The sequence below is a fragment of the Bacillus cereus group sp. MYBK216-1 genome, assembly GCF_051916495.1.
Taxonomy (GTDB): domain Bacteria; phylum Bacillota; class Bacilli; order Bacillales; family Bacillaceae_G; genus Bacillus_A; species Bacillus_A thuringiensis_K.
In genome coordinates, this window is the sequence record NZ_JBQAGT010000002.1 from 333,715 (window position 1) to 353,141 (window position 19,427).

The following is a 19,427-nucleotide window of genomic DNA, read 5'->3' on the forward strand; positions in this document are numbered from 1 at the left end:
TCTTGTTCTTTTTTATTTTTATAGAAGGGACAGACAACTATGTTGTTGAATAACATAGGTTTAGAAAAAAGAAGCAAAAGGAGTATGGAGATGCAAAAATATATTGTTTTTGACTTTGATGGCACATTAGTAGATTCACAAAATATATTTGTACGGATTTATAATCAACTTGCTGAAAAACATGGGTATAAAGCAGTAAAGGAAGAAGAAATTGAGCATTTACGTAAATTAACGATGCCAGAGAGATGTAAACAACTTGATGTACCACTGTATAAATTACCGATATTAGCGTTGGAATTTTATAAATTATATCAGCCTGCTATAAAAAATCTCGTTTTGTTCCATGGAATGAAAGATGTATTAGATAAACTACATAAAAAAGGCTACGGAATTGCAGTCATATCATCGAACTCAGAAGAGCATATTCGGGCTTTTTTACACAAGAATGGTATCGAAAATATTCAAGAAGTGTATTGTTCTAAAAATTTGTTTGGTAAAGATAAAATGATAAAAAGGTTTTTAAAATCGAAAAAAATAACAGAGAAAGATATGTTATACGTTGGTGATGAACAGCGAGATGTAGCAGCGTGTAAAAAGGCTGAAGTGAACGTAATTTGGGTATCTTGGGGATATGATGTTATTGAAACAGTGAAAAAAGATGCACCAGATTATATGGTTCATAAGCCGATGGAAATTGTGGAAGTAGTACAAGGAGCGTATTCTTAATATGAATACACTTCGAGCAGGCATTCATCATATTGAATTTTGGGTAGCGAATTTGGAGGAGTCCATTTGTTTTTATAATAAGTTGTTTTCCATAATTGGATGGAGAAAGTTAAATGAAGTAGCATATAGCACAGGAGAAAGTGAAATATATTTTAAAGAAGTAGATGAGGAAATCGTAAGGACGTTAGGGCCTAGACATATTTGTTATCAAGCTATTCATAGAGAGGTAGTTGATGAAGTAGCAGATTTTCTTTCTAGTACGAAAGTGAAGGTAATACGTGGTCCAATTGAAATGAATCATTATTCGGAAGGTTACTATACGATTGATTTTTACGATCCAAATGGATTTATTGTAGAAGTTGCCTATACACCAAATGCAGAAATGTAAGGGGAATAGATATGAAGATAATTACAGCACGGCAAAACAATATACAAATTGTAAAAGATGCAGTGGATATTAAAGAAATTTCTAAAGGTTTTTCGCCTGATAAGAAATATATAATTACGAGTGCGAATAATGAAAAATATTTATTGCGGACAGGCGATATAAAAGAGTATGAAAGAAAGAAAATAGAGTTTCAAATTTAAAATGAAATGCAAAACCGTAGTGTGCAAGCACAAAAACCAATTGAAATGGGTTTGTTGGCAGAAGAAGGTTTATGCTATGGTATCTTTTCATATTTAGAAGGGGAGGAGGCGAAGAAGCTATTGCCTACGTATTCACCAAAAGAACAATATGATATTGGTATAGAGGCAGGAAAAGATTTAGCAAAAATGCATACATATGAAGCTCCTAATGATATACTTCCATGGTATGAAAGAGCAATGAAGAAACATAGTAAATATGTAGAGGCATACAAAACATGTGGAATAAAAATAAAAAATGATGATAAAATCATAAAGTTTATAGAAGAAAATGAAAAATATTTAAAGAACCGCCCGAATCGATTTCAACACGATGATTTTCACTTAGAAAATATAATTGTACGGGATGGAAAATATGTAGGTGTTGTTGATTTTAATGGCTACGACTGGGGCGATCCACTTCATGATTTTGTAAAAATTGCACTGTTTGCAAGGGACATTAGTATTCCGTATTCAATCGGACAAATAGAAGGATACTTTAATAGGAAAATACCAGAGGAGTTCTGGAAATTATACACGGTGTATGTTGGCATGACAGTTTTCTCCTCGATTGTCTGGACATTACGAGCAGCGCCGCATATGTTAGATGATATGTTAGAGCGTCTTACTATAGTTTTAGAGGATCATAATAACTTTGAGTTATCGAAGCCAATTTGGTTTCAACTAGATAAGATTAATAAGGAATAGAAAAGGTAGGTGTAATTCGCACCTACCTTTATTTTTTACCATCAAAATACTTATTTAATTTTCTTAAATGTAAGCGGCTGAGTACTTAATGTAGCTGGTACATATAACTGAAGGGATGGGAATTCACCACTTACATTCATTTCATAAGCGAATAATAAGCTCATTTTCATTTGGAATAAGTCAACTTTTGCAGAGAAGATGTCGTAATGATGATGCCCTAATTGAATATCCATTTCCATAAATTGTACATATAACGAATCATCTCGTTTGTATACTTGTAATGTTCCGTATGCAGGATGTTCAAAAGTACCAGTATAATCCTCTAACTTGTGCGAAGGTGTAGTCCCTTTAATTTGTTCAGGGAGGGATTCAGTTGCTTCTTTCATCATTTCCTTCATTTTTTTAGTATCTTCTACAGCACGTTTATGCCAATCAATGGATTCTAATTCAAGTAGTTCGTCATAAATTTGATTAGCCAGATAAGTAGGAAGTAATGTTCCTCCAGCATTCGTTAAAATGACAAGGCCTATGTTTTCTGTTGGTATGAATGAAACAAGCGCTGAAAATCCATCGATATTACCGCCATGATGAATCACTTTTTTACCACGATAAGCGCTAATAAACCAACCAAGACCGTAACTATTTAATGGAGATTCAGGGAGTGATAAAACCGGTTGATCTGGAATTGAATTGTGTGGTGTATACATTTGTTGTAATAATTCAGAGGAGATTAATTCATGATCTCCAAATTTTCCTTCATTTAAGTGGAGAAGTACCCAATTTGCCATATCTTCAATTGTAGAATTAATACACCCAGCAGCGCCAACTGTATCGATGTTATGGAATGGAACTTCTTTTATTTCACCTTCATTTTCAACGTAAGGTAAAGCATAATCATCTGTAGTTTGTGAATCTGTAACAGAGAAGTTTGTTTGATTCATATTTAAAGGCTCTAAAATATGTTCTGTAGTGTATTGCTCCCACGTTTGATTTGTAATGTTTTCAACAATGTAGCTAATTGTTGCATACATTAAGTTGTTATATAGAAATGCAGTCCGGAACGGTGCATCAAGTGGTAAATGTTTTATTTTTTCAACGAGATCTTTTCGAGATAAGGAAGAACTGTACCAAAGGGCCTCATGACGACTCACTCCAGTTCGATGAGAAGCTAAATCCAGTCCTGTAACTTGTGAGCTAGCAAGTAGTTCAGATAAAGTAAAGTTAGGTATATAAGACTGGATAGGGGTATCCCAATTAAACTTTTTTTGCTGTGCTAACAAACTTAATGAAAGTGTGCCAAATGCTTTCGTTGAGGAACCGATTGCGAATCGAGTATTCGGTGTAACAGCCTCTTTTGTTACTATATTACGATAGCCAAAACCTTCTGAAATAATAACGTCACCGTCTTTTATAACAGCGACAGCAGCACCAGGAACATTTAAATCCTTCATCATTTTTTCAACCGTTGTTTGTAAAGAAGTCATAACAGGCGTTCCAAGTTTAGACATACTTCTAACCTCCAAATATAAATTTTGTTCTACCGCACTATACTTTCGGTAATAGAAAATGAAAACCTTTTAAAATATGGAAAGTTAATAATTTTGTAAGAATTAATGTAAGAAATTTTATTAATTAAGATTATTAAATTTACCATTTTTCATGTTATGATAAATTGCATATACGATTGAAAGAAGGTTTTCCTACATATGAAACATGCTGAAAATGAATACTTAAATTTATGCCGCCATGTAATGGAACATGGTACGAAGAAAGAAGACCGTACAGGGACAGGCACTGTATCTGTATTTGGATATCAAATGCGTTTTGATCTAAGTAAAGGTTTTCCTTTATTAACAACAAAGAGAGTACCGTTTCGCCTTGTAGCAAGTGAACTGCTTTGGTTTATGAAAGGTGATACAAATATTCGCTATTTATTGCAGCATAATAATAACATTTGGAATGAATGGGCGTTTAAGAGCTGGGTAGAAAGTGATGAGTATACTGGTCCTGACATGACTGATTTTGGTCTTCGCTCACAACAAGATGAAGAATTTAAAGTACAGTACGATGAGCAAATGGAATTGTTTAAAAAGAACGTTTTAGAAGATGATGAGTTCTCAAATAAATATGGTTATTTAGGAGACGTTTACGGTAAACAGTGGCGTGCTTGGAAAACGACAGCTGGTGAGACACTTGATCAATTAAAAGATGTAATTGAAATGATTAAAAAAACACCAGACTCACGTCGTTTAATCGTTTCTGCTTGGAATCCTGAAGACGTACCAAATATGGCATTACCCCCTTGTCATACATTATTCCAATTTTATGTAGCGGACGGAAAACTTTCTTGTCAGCTATATCAAAGAAGTGGTGACATATTCCTTGGAATTCCATTTAACATCGCAAGTTATTCACTACTAACACATTTAATTGCACATGAATGTGATCTTGAAGTAGGAGAATTTGTTCATACAATTGGAGATGCACACATTTATACGAATCATTTTGAACAAGTAGAAAAGCAATTGGCACGTGAACCACGTCCATTCCCGAAACTTACATTAAATCCAGATGTGAAATCTGTTTTCGATTTTGAAATGGAAGATTTAACGATTGAAGGATACGATCCGCATCCAGCAATTAAAGCACCGGTTGCAGTATAATTGTAGAGGAGATGAAAAAATGATTGTTTCATTTATGGTCGCTATGGACGAAAATAGAGTAATTGGTAAAGATAATAATTTACCTTGGCGTTTACCGAGTGAATTACAATACGTGAAGAAAACAACGATGGGTCACCCGCTTGTTATGGGAAGAAAGAACTATGAAGCGATTGGTAGACCACTGCCTGGAAGACGTAATATTATTGTAACTCGTAATGAAGGGTATCATGTTGAAGGCTGTGAAGTTGTTCATTCTGTAGAAGAAGTGTTCGAACTATGTAAAAATGAAGAAGAGATTTTTATTTTTGGCGGAGCGCAAATTTACGATCTCTTTTTACCTTATGTAGACAAGTTGTATATAACAAAAATCCATCATGCATTTGAAGGAGATACATTCTTCCCAGAAATGGATATGACAAATTGGAAAGAGATTTTTGTAGAAAAAGGTTTAACGGATGAAAAAAACCCGTATACGTATTATTACCATGTATATGAGAAACAACAATAATAATAAAGATTGATGTGAGAATTCACGTCAATCTTTTTATTTATATTCACCAATATAAGTTTATAGATGAGATTCGATAGTGCTATAATGAGAGGTAGCATGTAAAAATGCTAAAATTTTCAAAAGTACTAATATAGAAAGAGGAGGAGAATCGATTGAGAAAGATATGGGGGATTCTTTTTCTTTGCTTAACATTCATGTTAGTTGGATGTGGTAAAGAAGAAAAACCACAAGAAGTGTTTGATACATATGTAAAAGCGTGGAATAAACAAAAATTTGCAGATATGTATGATCAACTATCAAAAAATGCAAAAAAAGATATTTCAAAGAAAGAGTTTACTGAAAAATATGAGAAAATTTATTCTGGTATCGAAGTGAAAGACTTAAAGGTAGAAACAGGGGAAGTAAAAGAAGATAAAAAAGATGAAGGCCCTGTTCCTTTTAAAGTAAGCATGGATACAGTTGGTGGTAAAATTACATTTGGTCATGAAGCAAAAATGGTGAAAGAAAAAGATGGAGATAAAGAATCTTGGAAAATAGATTGGACTCCTGATTTTATTTTCCCTGGCATGACGAAAGATAGTAAAGTGCGTATGCAGACAACACAGCCAAAACGTGGTGAAATATACGATCGTAATGGAAAAGGTCTTGCAACGAATGGGAAAGCTTCTGAAATCGGATTGATTCCTGAAAAGTTAGGCGATACTGCTCCGCAAACGAAAGAAACAGTAGCGAAGTTGTTAAATATGTCTGTAGAAGAAATTGATCAAAAATTAGCTGCTAAATGGGTAAAACCAGGGTATCTCGTACCAATTGGAATTTTGCCTGAAGGGGCAACACAAAATACGTACATTGATTTACCAGGTGTTTCAACAAAACCTGTAAATGTTCGTACATATCCGTTAGGGGAAGCGGCAGCTCATCTGACTGGTTATATTGGAAAGGTAAATGCTGAAGATTTAAAAACGCTACAAAAGAAAGGCTATCAAGCTGATGATCCAGTTGGTAAAGCTGGTTTAGAGCAAGTATTAGAGGAAAAGCTACGCGGTAAAAAAGGTGGCCGTGTCTTTGTAGAAGATGCGCAAGGAAAAGAAATTAAAAACTTGGCAAAAACAGATGCTGTTGATGGAGAAAATGTAACTTTAACTATTGATAGTGTTGTTCAAGAAAAAACGTATAATGAAATGAAGGGCGAAGCTGGTTCAAGTGCAGCAATTAATCCGAAAAGTGGAGAAACAATTGCACTAGTAAGTAGTCCAGCATATGATCCTAATATAATTGCACGAGGGACATCAAAGGCACAACGCGAAGCGTGGAATAATGATCCGAAAAAACCAATGACAAATCGCTTTACACAATTGTCGGTACCAGGTTCTGTATTTAAACCTATTACAGCTGCAATTGGTCTTGAAACGAAAACGATTGATTCAAAAGAAGAGTTGAAAATTGAAGGATTAAAATGGACAAAAGATTCTTCTTGGGGTAATTACTATGTAACGCGTGTGAAAGATGCAAATCCGATTGATCTTGATAAGGCGATGAAATACTCGGATAATATTTACTTCGCACAAGAAGCTTTAAAAATCGGAAAAGACAAGTTTATGAGTGAAGCAAAAAAATTCGGATTCGATGAGAAACTACCAATTGAATATGGATTCCCTGCTTCTAAAATTGCAAATGACGGTATTAAAAATGATATTCAAATGGCAGATACAGGATATGGACAAGGACAAGTATTAATGACTCCTCTTCATTTAGCTTTAACGTATGCGCCAATTGTAAATGATGGAGCGATTCCGTCACCGTATATTATTAAAACAGATAAACAACCAAAAGCTTGGAAAGAAAATGTAATTTCTAAAGGAAATCAGGATATATTAAAAACTGCAATGACGAAAGTAATTAATGATCCAGATGGTACAGGGAAAATTGCTAAAATTGATGGCATGACTCTTGCTGGAAAAACAGGTACAGCGGAATTAAAAGTATCAAAAGAGGCCGAAGGAAAAGAACTAGGTTGGTTCGCTGCATTTGATTTAAATTCACCAGATGTGGTCATTACAATGATGATTGAAGATGTAAAAGGTAGAGGTGGAAGTAACATTCCAGCTGAAAAAGTAAAACATGTTTTTCAAAAATAATATGTAATAAAAGACTATCTCTATAATTTATAGAGATAGCCTTTTTGTGTGAGAAGTCTTAATATCTGTATACTAAATTTTAAAGAAACAAAATAAATCATTAACTTACGAAAAAAAAGTAGCTATTTTTTATTGACATCGATTGAAACTTTTTGTATCATACTTACATAAGGTAAGTTATTAACTTTCGAAAAATAAATCTTGAATTAAAGATAAAGAGAAAAAAGGGAGAGAATACAATGACAAAAGTACTATTTATTACAGCAAATCCAAATTCAGCAGAAGGTTCTTTCGGAATGGCAGTAGGGGAAGCTTTCATCGAAGCTTATAAAAACGAACATCCACAAGACGAAGTTGTAACAATTGATTTATTCAACACTACAGTACCAGCAATTGATGCAGATGTATTTGCTGCTTGGGGTAAATTTGCAGCAGGTGAAGGCTTTGAAGCTTTAACTGAAGTTCAACAACAAAAAGTAGCAGCAATGAACACAAACTTAGAAACATTTATGAATGCAGATCGTTATGTATTCGTAACTCCAATGTGGAACTTTAGCTATCCACCAGTAGTAAAAGCATACTTAGATAACGTAGCAATCGCAGGTAAAACATTCAAATATACTGAAAATGGTCCAGTCGGCTTATTAGAAGGTAAAAAAGCACTTCACATTCAAGCAACAGGTGGTGTATATTCTGAAGGAGCATACGCAGCTGTAGACTTCGGTCGCAATCATTTAAAAACTGTATTAGGATTTGTTGGTGTAAATGATACTGAATATATTGCAGTTGAAGGTATGAATGCAAACCCTGAAAAAGCACAAGAAATTAAAGAAGCCGCAATTGCTAATGCTCGTGAATTAGCAAAACGTTTCTAATATAGAATGCTTAAAAAGTCCAAACACTTGCTGTTTGGACTTTTTTTCTTCTTTTTCCTTCGTTTGTCTAGTATAATGAAGGTCGGAATGATAATAGGTGGGGGTTCTGTATGATTCAAACGTTTTTTAAAATCTTTTATTTAATTTTAATTGTAATTGCGATTACACCAAGAATGTGGCGTCTTAAAAGACAAGTAAATATGATGGCGCCAAAAGAAAAAGATAATGCTGTGTACAAAACGACAAATTGGTTTGGTAAGAAAATGGTACGTGTAGCTGGAGGGACAGTAGAAGTTAAAGGACTTGAAAATGTTCCGAAAGACAAGCCGGTACTAGTTGTAAGTAATCACCAAAGTAATATGGATATCCCTGTTTTACTAGGTTACTTAAATAAACCAATTGGATTCGTGTCAAAAGCAGAGATTAAAAAGTTCCCAGTTGTACCAACTTGGATGGAACTGATGAATTGTGTATTTATGGATCGTAGCGATCGTCGTCAATCTCTTAAAGCAATTAAAGATGGAATCGAACTATTAAAGAATGGACATTCTATCGTAATTTTCCCAGAAGGAACGAGAAGTAAGGGTGGGGAAGTTGGAGAGTTTAAGGCTGGTAGTTTCCATCTTGCAGTAAAGTCAGGTGTAGCAATTTTACCTGTAACGTTAGATGGTACATATAAGATGTTTGAAGCGAATGGAAATCGTATGAAGCCAGCTCATGCAATAGTAACAATTTCTAAGCCGATTACACCTGAAGATTATGCGAATATGGATATTAAAGAATTAACGAAGCATACACAGGAAGTTATCGCATCACAATTACATAAGTAATAAAAAAGGTTTCAGCTTATAGTAAGCTGAAACCTTTTTTATTATGCTGTAGGTAAGACATAAAAGAGTACACAGAAGAACATCATCGCACTACCACCTAAAACGAAAAGATGCCATATGGCATGGTTGAAAGGTAGCTTTTCCCAAAGGAAGAATATAGCTCCGACAGAATATAAAATTCCTCCTGCTAAAAGTAGTGAAAAACCATGTCCAGTTAGATTTTCATAAAGTGGTTTAATGGCAACGATTATGAGCCAGCCCATAATGATGTAACATAAAGTTGATGCCTTTATAAAGCGACGTACAAAGAAAATTTTGAAGATGATACCTCCGATTGCAAGTGTCCATATAATAGCAAGCAACGTCCATCCTAATGGCCCACGAAGTGTAATAAGTAGAAAAGGAGTATACGTGCCAGCAATTAATAAGTAAATGGCTGAATGATCTAAAATAGTAAATACTTTTTCTACTCTAGGATGATGAATGCTATGTAGCAACGTTGAAAACAAGTACAGTAAGAACATGCTTACACCATAAACAGTAAATGCAACTACAGCTGATGCGGTACCATGCTTTGAAGCATGAATAATCAATATGATTAAGGCAGGGATGCTTAAAATGGCACCGATACCATGTGTAATTGCATTTGCAATTTCTTCTTTTACAAATTGGGTCATTCGTGTCATTTTTTCAGTCATAATGCAAATCCTTTCTACTATCATAAAGTGAAACTTTAATCAGTGGGGGGCATCCCCCACTGATTATTAGTTGAACCAATCGGGCTTTTACGGGCAGTTGAGCCCCCACGTAACTTCTTGGCTTGCATTGAATTTTGAGGTGGTGGTTCTTACTGCCCGTTAAAGCGGGATAAAATAATATGTCATTTCCCTTACCATATCATACACAAGAGCAATAGAAAATGAAATTTGTATAATTGATTATATTTTTGAATTTTTTTGACAAAAGACAATGGATTTGTTGACGTTTTCAAACTTTTTTGACAAAATAAAATTATGTAATAGTAGGACAAGGAAACTACTAATAAAGGGGATGGGGAAATGTTTTCAAATATTGGCTTTCCAGGGTTAATTTTAATTTTAGTAGCAGTACTCATTTTATTTGGACCTAAAAAATTGCCGGAAATCGGGAAGGCTTTAGGGGAAACGTTAAAAGAGTTCAAAAAATCAACGAAAGAATTGACAGATGACGCATTTCAAGAAAAGGAAAAGAAAGAAAAAATGTAGTGTATTTTCCTTGTAATGGATAAATAAAGTGTGGTGAACGAGATGGAAGATCGGGAAATGAGCGTAGTAGAACATATTGTTGAGCTTCGAAAAAGAGTAATATATACGGTGTTATCCTTTGTACTATTTTTAATTATTGGATTTACTTTTACAAAGGATATTTATTTTTGGCTTGTAAAAGATTTACCAATGAAATTAACTGTTCTCGGTCCAAGTGATGTATTGTGGATTTTTTTCTCGATTGCTACAGTATTTGCTATCGTTTGTACAATTCCTTTTGCTGCTATACAAATTTGGTTATTTGTAAAACCAGGTTTACATCCAAATGAACAAAAGTTGACAATAATGTATATACCGGTATTGTCTATATTATTTATTGCAGGTTTATGCTTTGGATATTTCGTTGTAATGCCGTTTTTATTTCATTTTTTAACTACGATAGGTAATGAAATGTTTAATACGATGTTTACGACAGAAAAGTATTTTCATTTTGTTCTTAATTTAACAGTTCCATTTGCTGTAATTTTTGAATTGCCTGTAGTAGTAATGTTTTTAACGAGTATTGGACTATTGACGGCGGAACTTCTAATAAAAATAAGAAGGTATGCTTACGTAGCATTGATTATCATTGCGTCGTGTATATCACCGCCAGATTTTTTATCTCATAGTTTAGTTGCGGTACCGCTTATTTGTATTTATGAAATTAGTATTGCTTTATCAAAGATTGTTAGTAAGCGAAAAAAGAAAAGAGAAGAAGAAATTCAGTCGAAAAGTGCCTCGTTATAAAGGCACTTTTTTTATTTATTTGTTATACTCTAGCTATAAACGTATACAATATAGAGAAGAAAAAAAATATAGAATCTCCAAAATTTAGACAAACTTTGCGCTTTTATAAGTTTATACTAAATATATTAAGCAATATACGGATAACGAGTCCTCGTCTTATTAGAAATTTAGGATGAGGGATGGATTAGGTGGAGATGAATAGAGTATAAATCTTCTAACCATAAGGACTACAGAGATTGTCTAAGGATACTTTTGTATTCATGGGAGTCGCCACTTTAAACAACGTGTTACAAGCGTAAAGTAGAAGTTCAAAAATCCAATGAAAAAGAGGATTGATATTGTGATTACGAAAAGTTTTTATTTCACTCATTCAACAGGGGATTGTATTAAAATATTTGAAATCCCTGTCCTACAGGCACAGCATCCATTATCGTTTCTAATTCAGTCTCGTCTTCAATTATTTATTGCAAAAATTCAAAAACAAAAACACCCAAGATTTTCATATTCTTTCCGTGAATATTTACAAAAATGTTTGAAGTGGAATGATTATTTAAATGTATATAAAACAAATACCCTTGAAAAAAATGCATGATACGAAGTACGGACAGGGTTAGTAAACTCTGTCTTTTTCATTTTAGGTATGAAAATATAATTAATTTGATGAAATTTCGTTCCAAATTGTTGAAAGCAATGGGAATACTAGTATAATAACAAGGAGAGCGTATTGGAAAGGGAAGAAGTATAGTATGCAAAAAATTAAAATTGTAACAGATTCAACGGCAGATTTATCACAAGACGTAATCGAAAAATATGACATTCATGTTTTACCATTATCAATCTCTGTAAATGGACAAACATATTTAGATCGCGTTGATTTACAACCTGACGAATTTATTGAAGAAATGATTAAATCAGAGGAATTACCAAAAACATCACAACCAGCTATGGGTACATTTGTAGAAATGTATGACAAGCTAGGGGAAGATGGAAGCGAAGTCCTTTCTATCCATATGACAAGTGGAATGAGCGGTACTGTAGCAACTGCAAATAGCGCTGCATCAATGACCGATACAAAAGTAACAGTTGTTGATTCTCAATTTATTACACATGCTTTAGCATATCAAGTAATTGAAGCTGCAAAAATGGCAAATGACGGACGCTCACTAGAAGAAATTTTAAAACGTGTAGATGAAGTAAGAAAGAATACTCGTTTATATGTAGTAGTGGATACATTAGAAAACTTAGTGAAGGGTGGACGTATCGGTAAAGGAAAAGCGTTTATCGGTTCGCTACTTAATATAAAGCCAATTGCTAGTCTTGAAGACGGTGTTTATAATCCTGTAACGAAAGTTCGTAGCCAAGGCCAAATTGTAAAAACATTAGCTAAGTTATTTGAGCAAGATACGGCTGGAAAAGTTGTAAAAGCTGTTGCAATTCCGCATGCGAAAGCAATTCCTTTAGCTGAAAGTATGAAAGCGGCGGTTGAAAAAGTGAGTGGATTTGCTCAATCAGAAATTTTCTATACAACGCCTATTATTAGTACTCATACAGGTCCGGGCGCAATCGGATTTATGTATTTAGCAGAGTAATAAAAAAGCTACTTGAAAATATATTTCAAGTAGCTTTTTTATGTAAATAGAAAGTAAGAAATAAGAAGAGCTACACAGGCACTACCGCTAATGATATAGCGAGTCTGTAAATATTCATTCATAGAAAACACCCTTTATCCCGCTATTTGCGGACAGTAAAACTCTCTACCTCAAAATTAGCTGGAGCAAAGAGGTAAGGTAGCGGGCTGCCCGTAAAAGCTTGATTATTTGCCTTCACTATAGGATTTTCTATATTATATGTTGGATATAGAAAATCAGTCATTACGTTACACATGTAAAGTTTCAATTTTTTCGTTTATTTGCTTATCATTTGTTGCGTTACTATAAATAAAAGTTTGGCCTAAAAAGAGTACATGCAGTTGTTCCCATGGTAACATGCGCAAATTCCAATTATTTCGAAGTCTAGTTATTGCCTCGCGGGGTGTTTCATCGGCGAGTGCAAAAGCTCCGTAATGCATCGGTATAAAATGCGTAGCGTTTAAATCTAAATAAGCTTGCACGGCCTCTTCAGGTGAAACATGAGATACTTTCATAAACCATTCTGGTTCATAAGCGCCAATGGGCATAAGAGCAATATCAATTAAAAAGCGTTCACCAATTTCTTTGAAACCTTGGAAATAGCCACTGTCGCCACAAAAATATATGGTTTCCATATTCGTTTCATTATCAATAATCCATCCGCCCCAGTGAGACGTATTCATATCAAATAAGAATCTTCTTGTCCAGTGCTGAGCAGGTACGAAGTGAAAAGAAACTTCGTTAATTATCGTACTTTCCCACCATTTATACTCTTCTACATGTTTAAATTTCTTACGAGTAAATAATTTTTTTAATCCAATAGGTACAAGATATAGAACATCATCATTCAACTGACGAAGAGTTGAAAAATCTAAATGATCATAATGACCATGTGAAATAAGGACAATATCAATTTTAGGTAGTTCTTCTATAGAGAGTCCAGGTTCGGTAAGTCTTGGAACTAGCTTTAATTTATTAGCCCATACTGGATCTGTTAATATATTAAGTCCATTCGTTTGAATAAGAAAAGTGGAATGCCCAATCCATGTGACAGTCGTTTTTTCAACATTGCTTTGCAAAAATGCACTTTGTTTAACGGGTGATTGTTCTACTAAGAAAGAAAAATCTTTTTTGTTTTGCTTTCGTTCTTTACGCCAGCGTAAAAAAGAGCGAATTGATTTTTTTGTACTAACATTATCCATATTTTCATAGCGCTTTGCCATGAACATCACCTCATTTAAAATCGTTGTATTTGTATTGTACCGAAATGTTGTTAAGGAATACAGTGTAAAACATGGATTAATGTTTAAGGAATTGTTAAAAAATAGGGAGAGGTATTTACAAAAGTAACAATAAAATTAGTTTTATCAATTCTATTTAGAGAAATAATAGTAAAAAAATATATTTTGTCTAGTAATTCGCTTGAAATAAAGAAGTAACATGCGTAAAATCGTACGATTTCGTGAACAAATGTAGTAAACAATTTTCTCGTAGTGTTAACTTTTGTTATTATAAACATAACCTATTTAAATTTAGGATAGAGAAAAGAGGTTTATAAATGAAGCGTTATCAAAAAATAATTGGTCTTATGGTTGTATTTTGTCTCTTTGTACTTGCCGGATGTAGTGAATCAGGTTCAAAGCTTCGTAAACCATTAAATTGGGATTTAGAAACTTTCCAATTTACAAATCAAGATGGAAAGCAATTCGGTACAAAAGATTTAAAAGGGAAAGTTTGGGTTGCAGATTTTATGTTCACAAATTGTCAGACAGTTTGTCCGCCAATGACTGCAAATATGGCCAAGCTGCAAAAGATGGCAAAAGAAGAGAAATTAGACGTTCAGTTTGTTTCATTTAGTGTAGATCCAGACCTTGATAAGCCAGAAAATCTGAAAGCTTTTATTCAGAAGTTTACAGAGGATACTAGTAACTGGAATTTATTAACAGGGTATTCGTTAGAAGATATTACAAAGTTTTCAAAAGATAATTTCCAATCACTTGTAGATAAGCCGGAGAACGGTCAGGTCATACATGGTACATCATTTTATTTAATTGATCAAAACGGAAAAGTAATGAAAAAGTATAGTGGCATTAGTAATACGCCATATGAAGACATTATACGTGATATGAAGCGATTAGTGGATTAAAAATAAGGGTGCATAGCACCCTTATTTTTTTGCATTAGTCTATGGATAAAATGTCATGTTGCTGGGGAAGTTTCGGCGCTCGAATTTCTAATACGCCGTTTTGATAAGAAGCTTTTGCCGCTTTTTTATTAATTGAATACGGTAACTTAATCAATCTTGATGCTTCTGAAATGGAACGTTCTCGGCGATAATAGTTATGGGATGTTTGTTCTTCTTCCTCTTCAAGTATCTCTTCTTTTACAGAGACTTTTAAGTATTCACTTTGTATTTCAATTTGAATTTGTTCTTTTTGTATACCTGGTAGTTCAGCTGTAACAACGAGTTCTTCACCAACTTCATATAAATCTACAGGGAATGTTAATAAACGGTTTCCTTTTTGGAAAAAATGATTTAAATCAGCGATTACATTGCGAAGAGGTGTTTGCTCGAAGAAATCATCAATTTGCTTTAAGTAATTACGAACCGGTGGGCGAGAAGAATCTTTTTTTTCTTCACTCATGGTATTCCCTCCTAGAAATCAATTTGCAATATCATATGACAAAAGCGGAGAAAGGTGAGTGCCTAGTTTTCATGTTTTCATAAAAAATTGTTAAAAATGTGAAATGGAGTGATTTTTTTATAGTTTTTGGTCGCCATATTCAGTTGATTATGCTAGTATAAATAGGGTTGATATAGTAGTATAGAGACAGAATGAAAACTGAAAGAGGGTAAGAAGTATGTGTGGTTTTGTAGGATGTTTATGTGAAAACCCTAGAGAGTTTTCAGAAACAGAAAAACATCAATTTGAAAATATGAACACGATGATTTTCCACCGTGGTCCAGATGACGAAGGATATTTTCGTGATGAACATGTACAATTTGGCTTCCGCCGTTTAAGTATCATTGACTTAGAGGCAGGACATCAGCCGCTAACTTATGAAAATGATCGATATGTAATTATTTTTAATGGTGAAATTTACAACTATGTAGAATTACGTGAAATGTTACTTGAAAAAGGTGCAACGTTTGCAACGCAATCTGATACAGAAGTTATCATTGCATTGTATGCACATATGAAAGAAAAATGTGTAGACTACCTTCGTGGTATGTTTGCATTTATGATTTGGGATCGTGAAGAAAAGAAACTTTTCGGTGCACGTGACCACTTCGGTATTAAACCTTTATACATCGCACAACAAGGTGATACTACATTCTTCGCATCTGAGAAGAAAAGTATTATGCATGTGATGGAAGATAAAGGCGTTAATCCAACGTCACTACAACATTACTTTACGTACCAATATGGTCCAGAGCCAGAAACGTTAACAATTGATGTTAATAAAATCGAGCCTGGTCATTATTTCGTAAAAGAAATCGGTAAAGAGATGGAAATCCATCGCTACTGGAAACCTTATTTCAATGCTTCAAGTGCAACGAAAGAGGAGCATATCCAAGCGATTCGTGATGTGTTATATGATTCAGTAAAAGTGCATATGCGTAGTGATGTACCAGTAGGTTCATTCTTATCTGGTGGTATCGATTCATCTATCATCGCTTCTATCGCAAGAGAAATGAATCCAAATCTTTTAACATTCTCTGTTGGTTTTGAGCAACGTGGTTTCAGTGAAGTTGATGTTGCGAAAGAAACTGCTGAGAAATTAGGCGTTAAAAACCATAACGTATTCATTTCAGCGAAAGAATTTATGGATGAGTTCCCAAAAATCATTTGGCATATGGATGATCCTTTAGCTGATCCAGCAGCTGTACCATTGTACTTCGTTGCGAAAGAAGCACGTAAACATGTAACAGTTGTTCTTTCAGGTGAAGGCGCAGACGAGCTATTTGGTGGTTATAACATTTACCGTGAGCCAAACTCACTAAAAATGTTCTCTTACATTCCTAGCCCAGGTAAGAGCGTTCTAAAAGCATTAAGTGGTGCTCTTAAAGAAGGGTTTAAAGGTAAGAGCTTCCTAGAGCGTGGATGTACACCAATTGAAGAGCGTTACTATGGAAATGCTAAAATCTTCCGTGAAGAAGAAAAAGCTGAATTAATGAAGTATTACAATGAAAGTGTTAACTATATGGATATCACGAAACCATTGTATAATGAGATTAAAGATTATGATGATGTAAGTAAAATGCAGTACATTGACATGTTCACATGGTTACGCGGTGACATTTTATTAAAAGCTGATAAAATGACAATGGCAAACTCATTAGAACTTCGTGTACCGTTCTTAGATAAAGAAGTATTCGATGTTGCATCTAAAATTCCAACTGAATTTAAGATTGCTAACGGAACTACGAAAGCTATTTTACGTGAAGCAGCACGCGGAATCGTTCCAGATCACGTATTAGATCGTAAAAAACTTGGATTCCCAGTACCAATTCGTCACTGGTTAAAAGACGAAATGCATGATTGGGCTATAAATATTATAAACGAAAGTAAGACAGAGCATTTAATCGACAAACAGTATGTATTAAACTTACTGGAAGCACATTGTGCAGATAAAGGCGATTATAGCCGTAAAATTTGGACTGTACTTGCGTTTATGGTATGGCACCAAATTTATGTTGAGCATAAATACGATACGAATAAGTTCCATGAAGAAACAAAACGTGCGTATAGCTTAGTTTAAATAGAAAAACCTTAAGATCGCATACGGTCTTAAGGTTTTTTTCATAAATAGGAAGTATTATTGATACAATAATAGTAAAAGGATGGACAACATATGATTACGTTTGAGAAAGTTACTGTAGAAAATGAAAGCGTTGTTAAAGAAATGTTTAAATCGCATAGTTTAGGTGAGAAAAAGGTACAGTACTGTGTAAAAGTTGATGATACATATATTGGTGTAATAGATTATAGTGTACAAGAGGAACAGGCTGTTTTATCACAGCTAATTATTCATTTTGATTACCAAGGTTACGGTTATGGTACAAATACGTATTTTACATTTGAAGAAATGATGAAACAAAGAAATGTGAAAGAAATAAAAGTGCTACAAGAGAAATTAACAGAAAAGGCGAAGTCTTTCATAGAGAGTTTTGGTTTTGCTTCAGAAGATGAAGAGTATGTAAAGAAAATATAACGATGATTATTTATGCGATACAATAAACATAAGGCAGGTGGATGTATGACGATGACTTCTGGTCTTGTATTAATTGGAGGGTGCTTTATAGTAGCAGAATTATGTCATATAATCATTCGGAAAAGAATGAGTAAGAAAAAAAAGCCGTATGAATTACAATACGTCTCTGTCTTTTTCATTATGTTTTGTATGCTTAGTACATTACAAAATCTAATGAACTTTCCACCACTTTTAAATGTTTTTTTAAAGTTCGGTTTACTTTATAGTGGTGTTGGAATAGCACTTTTATTTATTTTATTTTGCATACGTTATGTTCACTATCAATCGTATATATTTATTTTAAATTGGTTAAAGCAAGATGATAGAAACCGCCTTACATAAGGCGGTTTTTTTATTTGCAATTGTAACAGAACTTGTACATTTCACATAAAATAGGACGAGTAGAAATGCAAACATATTACAAGAAAGGGGCGGGGCAATAAAATGAAACTTGTTATAGACGCAGGGCACGGTGGATATGATTCTGGTGCTGTTGGTAATGGTTTAGTAGAAAAAAACTTAACACTTCAAATTGCTAGACGCGTTCGAGACATTTTAACGGTAAATTACCCAATTACAATTAAAATGACACGTGATAGTGATGTGTTTATTTCTTTATCGGAACGTGCTAATATTGCTAATGCTTTCAGTGCGGATTATTTTATTTCATTTCATATTAATAGCGGCGGGGGTACAGGTTTTGAAAGTTATATTTATAATGCGTTATCCAATACCAGCACTGCATATGCAAAGCAACAAAAAATGCATACAGCTGTCAATCCTGTATTAACAAAATACGGTCTTCGTGATCGAGGAGCAAAAAAAGAAAATTATGCGGTATTAAGAGAAACCACAATGGATGCAATTTTAACTGAGACTGCTTTTATTGATACAGCGTTTGATGCAAATTTATTAAAAAATCCACAATTTATTGAAGATCTAAGTCAAGCGTATGCAAATGGAATAGCAGCTATTTTTGGAGTAAATCCAAATCCACAACCGACACCTCAAACGAAGGGAATCGCTTATATTCTTGGGAAAAATGTAAATTTAAGAAATGGTCCATCAACTTCTTCCTCAGTTATTCGTCAATTAAATTCTCCAGAATCTTACGTTGTATATCAGGAAAGTAACGGATGGCTAGATTTGGGGAATGGACAATGGGTGTATAATGATCCTTCTTACATTAATTTTGTAAAGACAAGCAACAGTGATGGAAGCCCGATTGGGGTTGCATATATACAAGGGATGAATGTAAATTTAAGAAGTGGTCCATCAACTACATCTGCAGTTATCCGCAAATTAAATTCTCCAGAATCTTATTTAGTATATATAAATGAAAATGGTTGGTTAAACCTTGGTGGAAATCAGTGGGTATATAATGACCCAGCATATATTAAATATACTCAATATTAGGAATTAAAATGATAATGCAATA

At 33.9% G+C, this 19,427-nt stretch carries 20 protein-coding genes and 1 pseudogene; 17 read left to right on the plus strand and 4 right to left on the minus strand.

Annotated elements, in window-relative coordinates; genetic code table 11:
• The first annotated feature begins 90 nt into the window (after positions 1 to 90).
• The 3 genes and pseudogenes from ACTFRH_RS07325 to ACTFRH_RS07335 all read left to right on the plus strand — a co-directional run bounded on the left by ACTFRH_RS07325 (position 91) and on the right by ACTFRH_RS07335 (position 2,058).
• Complete coding sequence (locus ACTFRH_RS07325; RefSeq protein WP_001175004.1) at positions 91 to 726, plus strand: HAD family hydrolase; 636 nt, start codon at positions 91 to 93, stop codon at positions 724 to 726.
• Between the two features lies 1 nt (position 727).
• Positions 728 to 1,114, plus strand: a complete 387-nt coding sequence (locus tag ACTFRH_RS07330) for a VOC family protein (RefSeq protein WP_001094649.1) — start codon at positions 728 to 730, stop codon at positions 1,112 to 1,114.
• A gap of 11 nt (positions 1,115 to 1,125) precedes the next feature.
• Positions 1,126 to 2,058, plus strand: a pseudogene (locus ACTFRH_RS07335) (aminoglycoside phosphotransferase family protein).
• Between the two features lie 50 nt (positions 2,059 to 2,108).
• On the opposite strand, the gene ACTFRH_RS07340 reads toward ACTFRH_RS07335, so the two are convergent.
• Positions 2,109 to 3,566: a serine hydrolase gene (locus ACTFRH_RS07340; RefSeq protein WP_000040029.1), complete on the minus strand. Its 1,458-nt coding sequence runs from the start codon at positions 3,564 to 3,566 to the stop codon at positions 2,109 to 2,111.
• A 198-nt stretch (positions 3,567 to 3,764) separates the two neighbouring features.
• Between ACTFRH_RS07340 and ACTFRH_RS07345 the strand changes: the two genes are divergently transcribed.
• From ACTFRH_RS07345 to ACTFRH_RS07365, 5 genes are all read left to right on the plus strand, one after another.
• Positions 3,765 to 4,721, plus strand: coding sequence for a thymidylate synthase (locus tag ACTFRH_RS07345; protein WP_000679606.1), 957 nt, complete (start codon positions 3,765 to 3,767; stop codon positions 4,719 to 4,721).
• 19 nt (positions 4,722 to 4,740) lie between these two features.
• Positions 4,741 to 5,229 (plus strand): dihydrofolate reductase, encoded by a 489-nt coding sequence (locus tag ACTFRH_RS07350; RefSeq protein WP_000637212.1) that lies wholly within the window; start codon positions 4,741 to 4,743, stop codon positions 5,227 to 5,229.
• 155 nt (positions 5,230 to 5,384) lie between these two features.
• A complete protein-coding gene (gene pbpC, locus ACTFRH_RS07355) occupies positions 5,385 to 7,370 on the plus strand; it encodes a penicillin-binding protein 3 (RefSeq protein WP_001227260.1) in 1,986 nt (661 codons plus the stop codon).
• A gap of 239 nt (positions 7,371 to 7,609) precedes the next feature.
• Complete coding sequence (locus ACTFRH_RS07360; protein WP_000170025.1) at positions 7,610 to 8,245, plus strand: FMN-dependent NADH-azoreductase; 636 nt, start codon at positions 7,610 to 7,612, stop codon at positions 8,243 to 8,245.
• Between the two features lie 110 nt (positions 8,246 to 8,355).
• A complete protein-coding gene (locus ACTFRH_RS07365) occupies positions 8,356 to 9,075 on the plus strand; it encodes a lysophospholipid acyltransferase family protein (RefSeq protein ID WP_000616574.1) in 720 nt (239 codons plus the stop codon).
• A 41-nt stretch (positions 9,076 to 9,116) separates the two neighbouring features.
• Here ACTFRH_RS07365 and trhA read toward each other — a convergent pair whose 3' ends face one another.
• Positions 9,117 to 9,773 (minus strand): PAQR family membrane homeostasis protein TrhA, encoded by a 657-nt coding sequence (gene trhA, locus ACTFRH_RS07370; RefSeq protein WP_002163996.1) that lies wholly within the window; start codon positions 9,771 to 9,773, stop codon positions 9,117 to 9,119.
• A 360-nt stretch (positions 9,774 to 10,133) separates the two neighbouring features.
• On the opposite strand from trhA, the gene ACTFRH_RS07375 reads away from it, so the two are divergent.
• From ACTFRH_RS07375 to ACTFRH_RS07390, 4 genes are all read left to right on the plus strand, one after another.
• Positions 10,134 to 10,319: a twin-arginine translocase TatA/TatE family subunit gene (locus ACTFRH_RS07375; RefSeq protein ID WP_000492443.1), complete on the plus strand. Its 186-nt coding sequence runs from the start codon at positions 10,134 to 10,136 to the stop codon at positions 10,317 to 10,319.
• A gap of 42 nt (positions 10,320 to 10,361) precedes the next feature.
• Positions 10,362 to 11,105, plus strand: a complete 744-nt coding sequence (gene tatC, locus ACTFRH_RS07380; protein ID WP_000390118.1) for a twin-arginine translocase subunit TatC — start codon at positions 10,362 to 10,364, stop codon at positions 11,103 to 11,105.
• 340 nt (positions 11,106 to 11,445) lie between these two features.
• Positions 11,446 to 11,697, plus strand: coding sequence for a DUF2535 family protein (locus tag ACTFRH_RS07385; protein ID WP_000629011.1), 252 nt, complete (start codon positions 11,446 to 11,448; stop codon positions 11,695 to 11,697).
• Positions 11,698 to 11,851: 154 nt separating this feature from the next.
• On the plus strand, positions 11,852 to 12,694 hold the full coding sequence (locus ACTFRH_RS07390; protein WP_001169470.1) for a DegV family protein: 843 nt from the start codon (positions 11,852 to 11,854) through the stop codon (positions 12,692 to 12,694).
• Between the two features lie 287 nt (positions 12,695 to 12,981).
• Here the strand turns inward: ACTFRH_RS07390 and ACTFRH_RS07395 are convergent, their stop codons facing one another.
• Positions 12,982 to 13,956 (minus strand): MBL fold metallo-hydrolase, encoded by a 975-nt coding sequence (locus tag ACTFRH_RS07395; RefSeq protein ID WP_001129635.1) that lies wholly within the window; start codon positions 13,954 to 13,956, stop codon positions 12,982 to 12,984.
• Positions 13,957 to 14,291: 335 nt separating this feature from the next.
• Here ACTFRH_RS07395 and ACTFRH_RS07400 point away from each other — a divergent pair, with 335 nt between their 5' ends.
• On the plus strand, positions 14,292 to 14,879 hold the full coding sequence (locus tag ACTFRH_RS07400) for an SCO family protein (protein WP_000833333.1): 588 nt from the start codon (positions 14,292 to 14,294) through the stop codon (positions 14,877 to 14,879).
• Between the two features lie 34 nt (positions 14,880 to 14,913).
• Here ACTFRH_RS07400 and ACTFRH_RS07405 read toward each other — a convergent pair whose 3' ends face one another.
• Positions 14,914 to 15,378 (minus strand): Hsp20/alpha crystallin family protein, encoded by a 465-nt coding sequence (locus ACTFRH_RS07405; RefSeq protein WP_001288085.1) that lies wholly within the window; start codon positions 15,376 to 15,378, stop codon positions 14,914 to 14,916.
• Between the two features lie 217 nt (positions 15,379 to 15,595).
• On the opposite strand from ACTFRH_RS07405, the gene asnB reads away from it, so the two are divergent.
• From asnB to ACTFRH_RS07425, 4 genes are all read left to right on the plus strand, one after another.
• Positions 15,596 to 17,497, plus strand: coding sequence for an asparagine synthase (glutamine-hydrolyzing) (gene asnB, locus ACTFRH_RS07410; RefSeq protein ID WP_000333816.1), 1,902 nt, complete (start codon positions 15,596 to 15,598; stop codon positions 17,495 to 17,497).
• A 93-nt stretch (positions 17,498 to 17,590) separates the two neighbouring features.
• Positions 17,591 to 17,950: a GNAT family N-acetyltransferase gene (locus tag ACTFRH_RS07415; RefSeq protein ID WP_000627518.1), complete on the plus strand. Its 360-nt coding sequence runs from the start codon at positions 17,591 to 17,593 to the stop codon at positions 17,948 to 17,950.
• 51 nt (positions 17,951 to 18,001) lie between these two features.
• Positions 18,002 to 18,331 carry a hypothetical protein gene (locus ACTFRH_RS07420; RefSeq protein WP_000200462.1) on the plus strand — a complete coding sequence of 110 codons (330 nt, stop codon included), beginning with the start codon at positions 18,002 to 18,004 and terminating at the stop codon, positions 18,329 to 18,331.
• Positions 18,332 to 18,433: 102 nt separating this feature from the next.
• Positions 18,434 to 19,405, plus strand: coding sequence for an N-acetylmuramoyl-L-alanine amidase (locus ACTFRH_RS07425; protein WP_000779899.1), 972 nt, complete (start codon positions 18,434 to 18,436; stop codon positions 19,403 to 19,405).
• Positions 19,406 to 19,427: the final 22 nt, after the last annotated feature.

Excerpts from the sequence above, each read along its gene's own strand:
- ACTFRH_RS07325 (WP_001175004.1), top strand. The coding sequence starts at position 91 with ATGCAAAAATATATTGTTTTTGACTTTGATGGCACATTAGTAGATTCA.
- ACTFRH_RS07330 (WP_001094649.1), top strand. The coding sequence starts at position 728 with ATGAATACACTTCGAGCAGGCATTCATCATATTGAATTTTGGGTAGCG.
- ACTFRH_RS07340 (WP_000040029.1), bottom strand. The coding sequence starts at position 3,566 with ATGTCTAAACTTGGAACGCCTGTTATGACTTCTTTACAAACAACGGTT.
- ACTFRH_RS07345 (WP_000679606.1), top strand. The coding sequence starts at position 3,765 with ATGAAACATGCTGAAAATGAATACTTAAATTTATGCCGCCATGTAATG.
- ACTFRH_RS07350 (WP_000637212.1), top strand. The coding sequence starts at position 4,741 with ATGATTGTTTCATTTATGGTCGCTATGGACGAAAATAGAGTAATTGGT.
- ACTFRH_RS07360 (WP_000170025.1), top strand. The coding sequence starts at position 7,610 with ATGACAAAAGTACTATTTATTACAGCAAATCCAAATTCAGCAGAAGGT.
- ACTFRH_RS07365 (WP_000616574.1), top strand. The coding sequence starts at position 8,356 with ATGATTCAAACGTTTTTTAAAATCTTTTATTTAATTTTAATTGTAATT.
- trhA (WP_002163996.1), bottom strand. The coding sequence starts at position 9,773 with ATGACTGAAAAAATGACACGAATGACCCAATTTGTAAAAGAAGAAATT.
- ACTFRH_RS07375 (WP_000492443.1), top strand. The coding sequence starts at position 10,134 with ATGTTTTCAAATATTGGCTTTCCAGGGTTAATTTTAATTTTAGTAGCA.
- tatC (WP_000390118.1), top strand. The coding sequence starts at position 10,362 with ATGGAAGATCGGGAAATGAGCGTAGTAGAACATATTGTTGAGCTTCGA.
- ACTFRH_RS07390 (WP_001169470.1), top strand. The coding sequence starts at position 11,852 with ATGCAAAAAATTAAAATTGTAACAGATTCAACGGCAGATTTATCACAA.
- ACTFRH_RS07395 (WP_001129635.1), bottom strand. The coding sequence starts at position 13,956 with ATGGCAAAGCGCTATGAAAATATGGATAATGTTAGTACAAAAAAATCA.
- ACTFRH_RS07400 (WP_000833333.1), top strand. The coding sequence starts at position 14,292 with ATGAAGCGTTATCAAAAAATAATTGGTCTTATGGTTGTATTTTGTCTC.
- ACTFRH_RS07405 (WP_001288085.1), bottom strand. The coding sequence starts at position 15,378 with ATGAGTGAAGAAAAAAAAGATTCTTCTCGCCCACCGGTTCGTAATTAC.
- asnB (WP_000333816.1), top strand. The coding sequence starts at position 15,596 with ATGTGTGGTTTTGTAGGATGTTTATGTGAAAACCCTAGAGAGTTTTCA.
- ACTFRH_RS07415 (WP_000627518.1), top strand. The coding sequence starts at position 17,591 with ATGATTACGTTTGAGAAAGTTACTGTAGAAAATGAAAGCGTTGTTAAA.
- ACTFRH_RS07420 (WP_000200462.1), top strand. The coding sequence starts at position 18,002 with ATGACTTCTGGTCTTGTATTAATTGGAGGGTGCTTTATAGTAGCAGAA.
- ACTFRH_RS07425 (WP_000779899.1), top strand. The coding sequence starts at position 18,434 with ATGAAACTTGTTATAGACGCAGGGCACGGTGGATATGATTCTGGTGCT.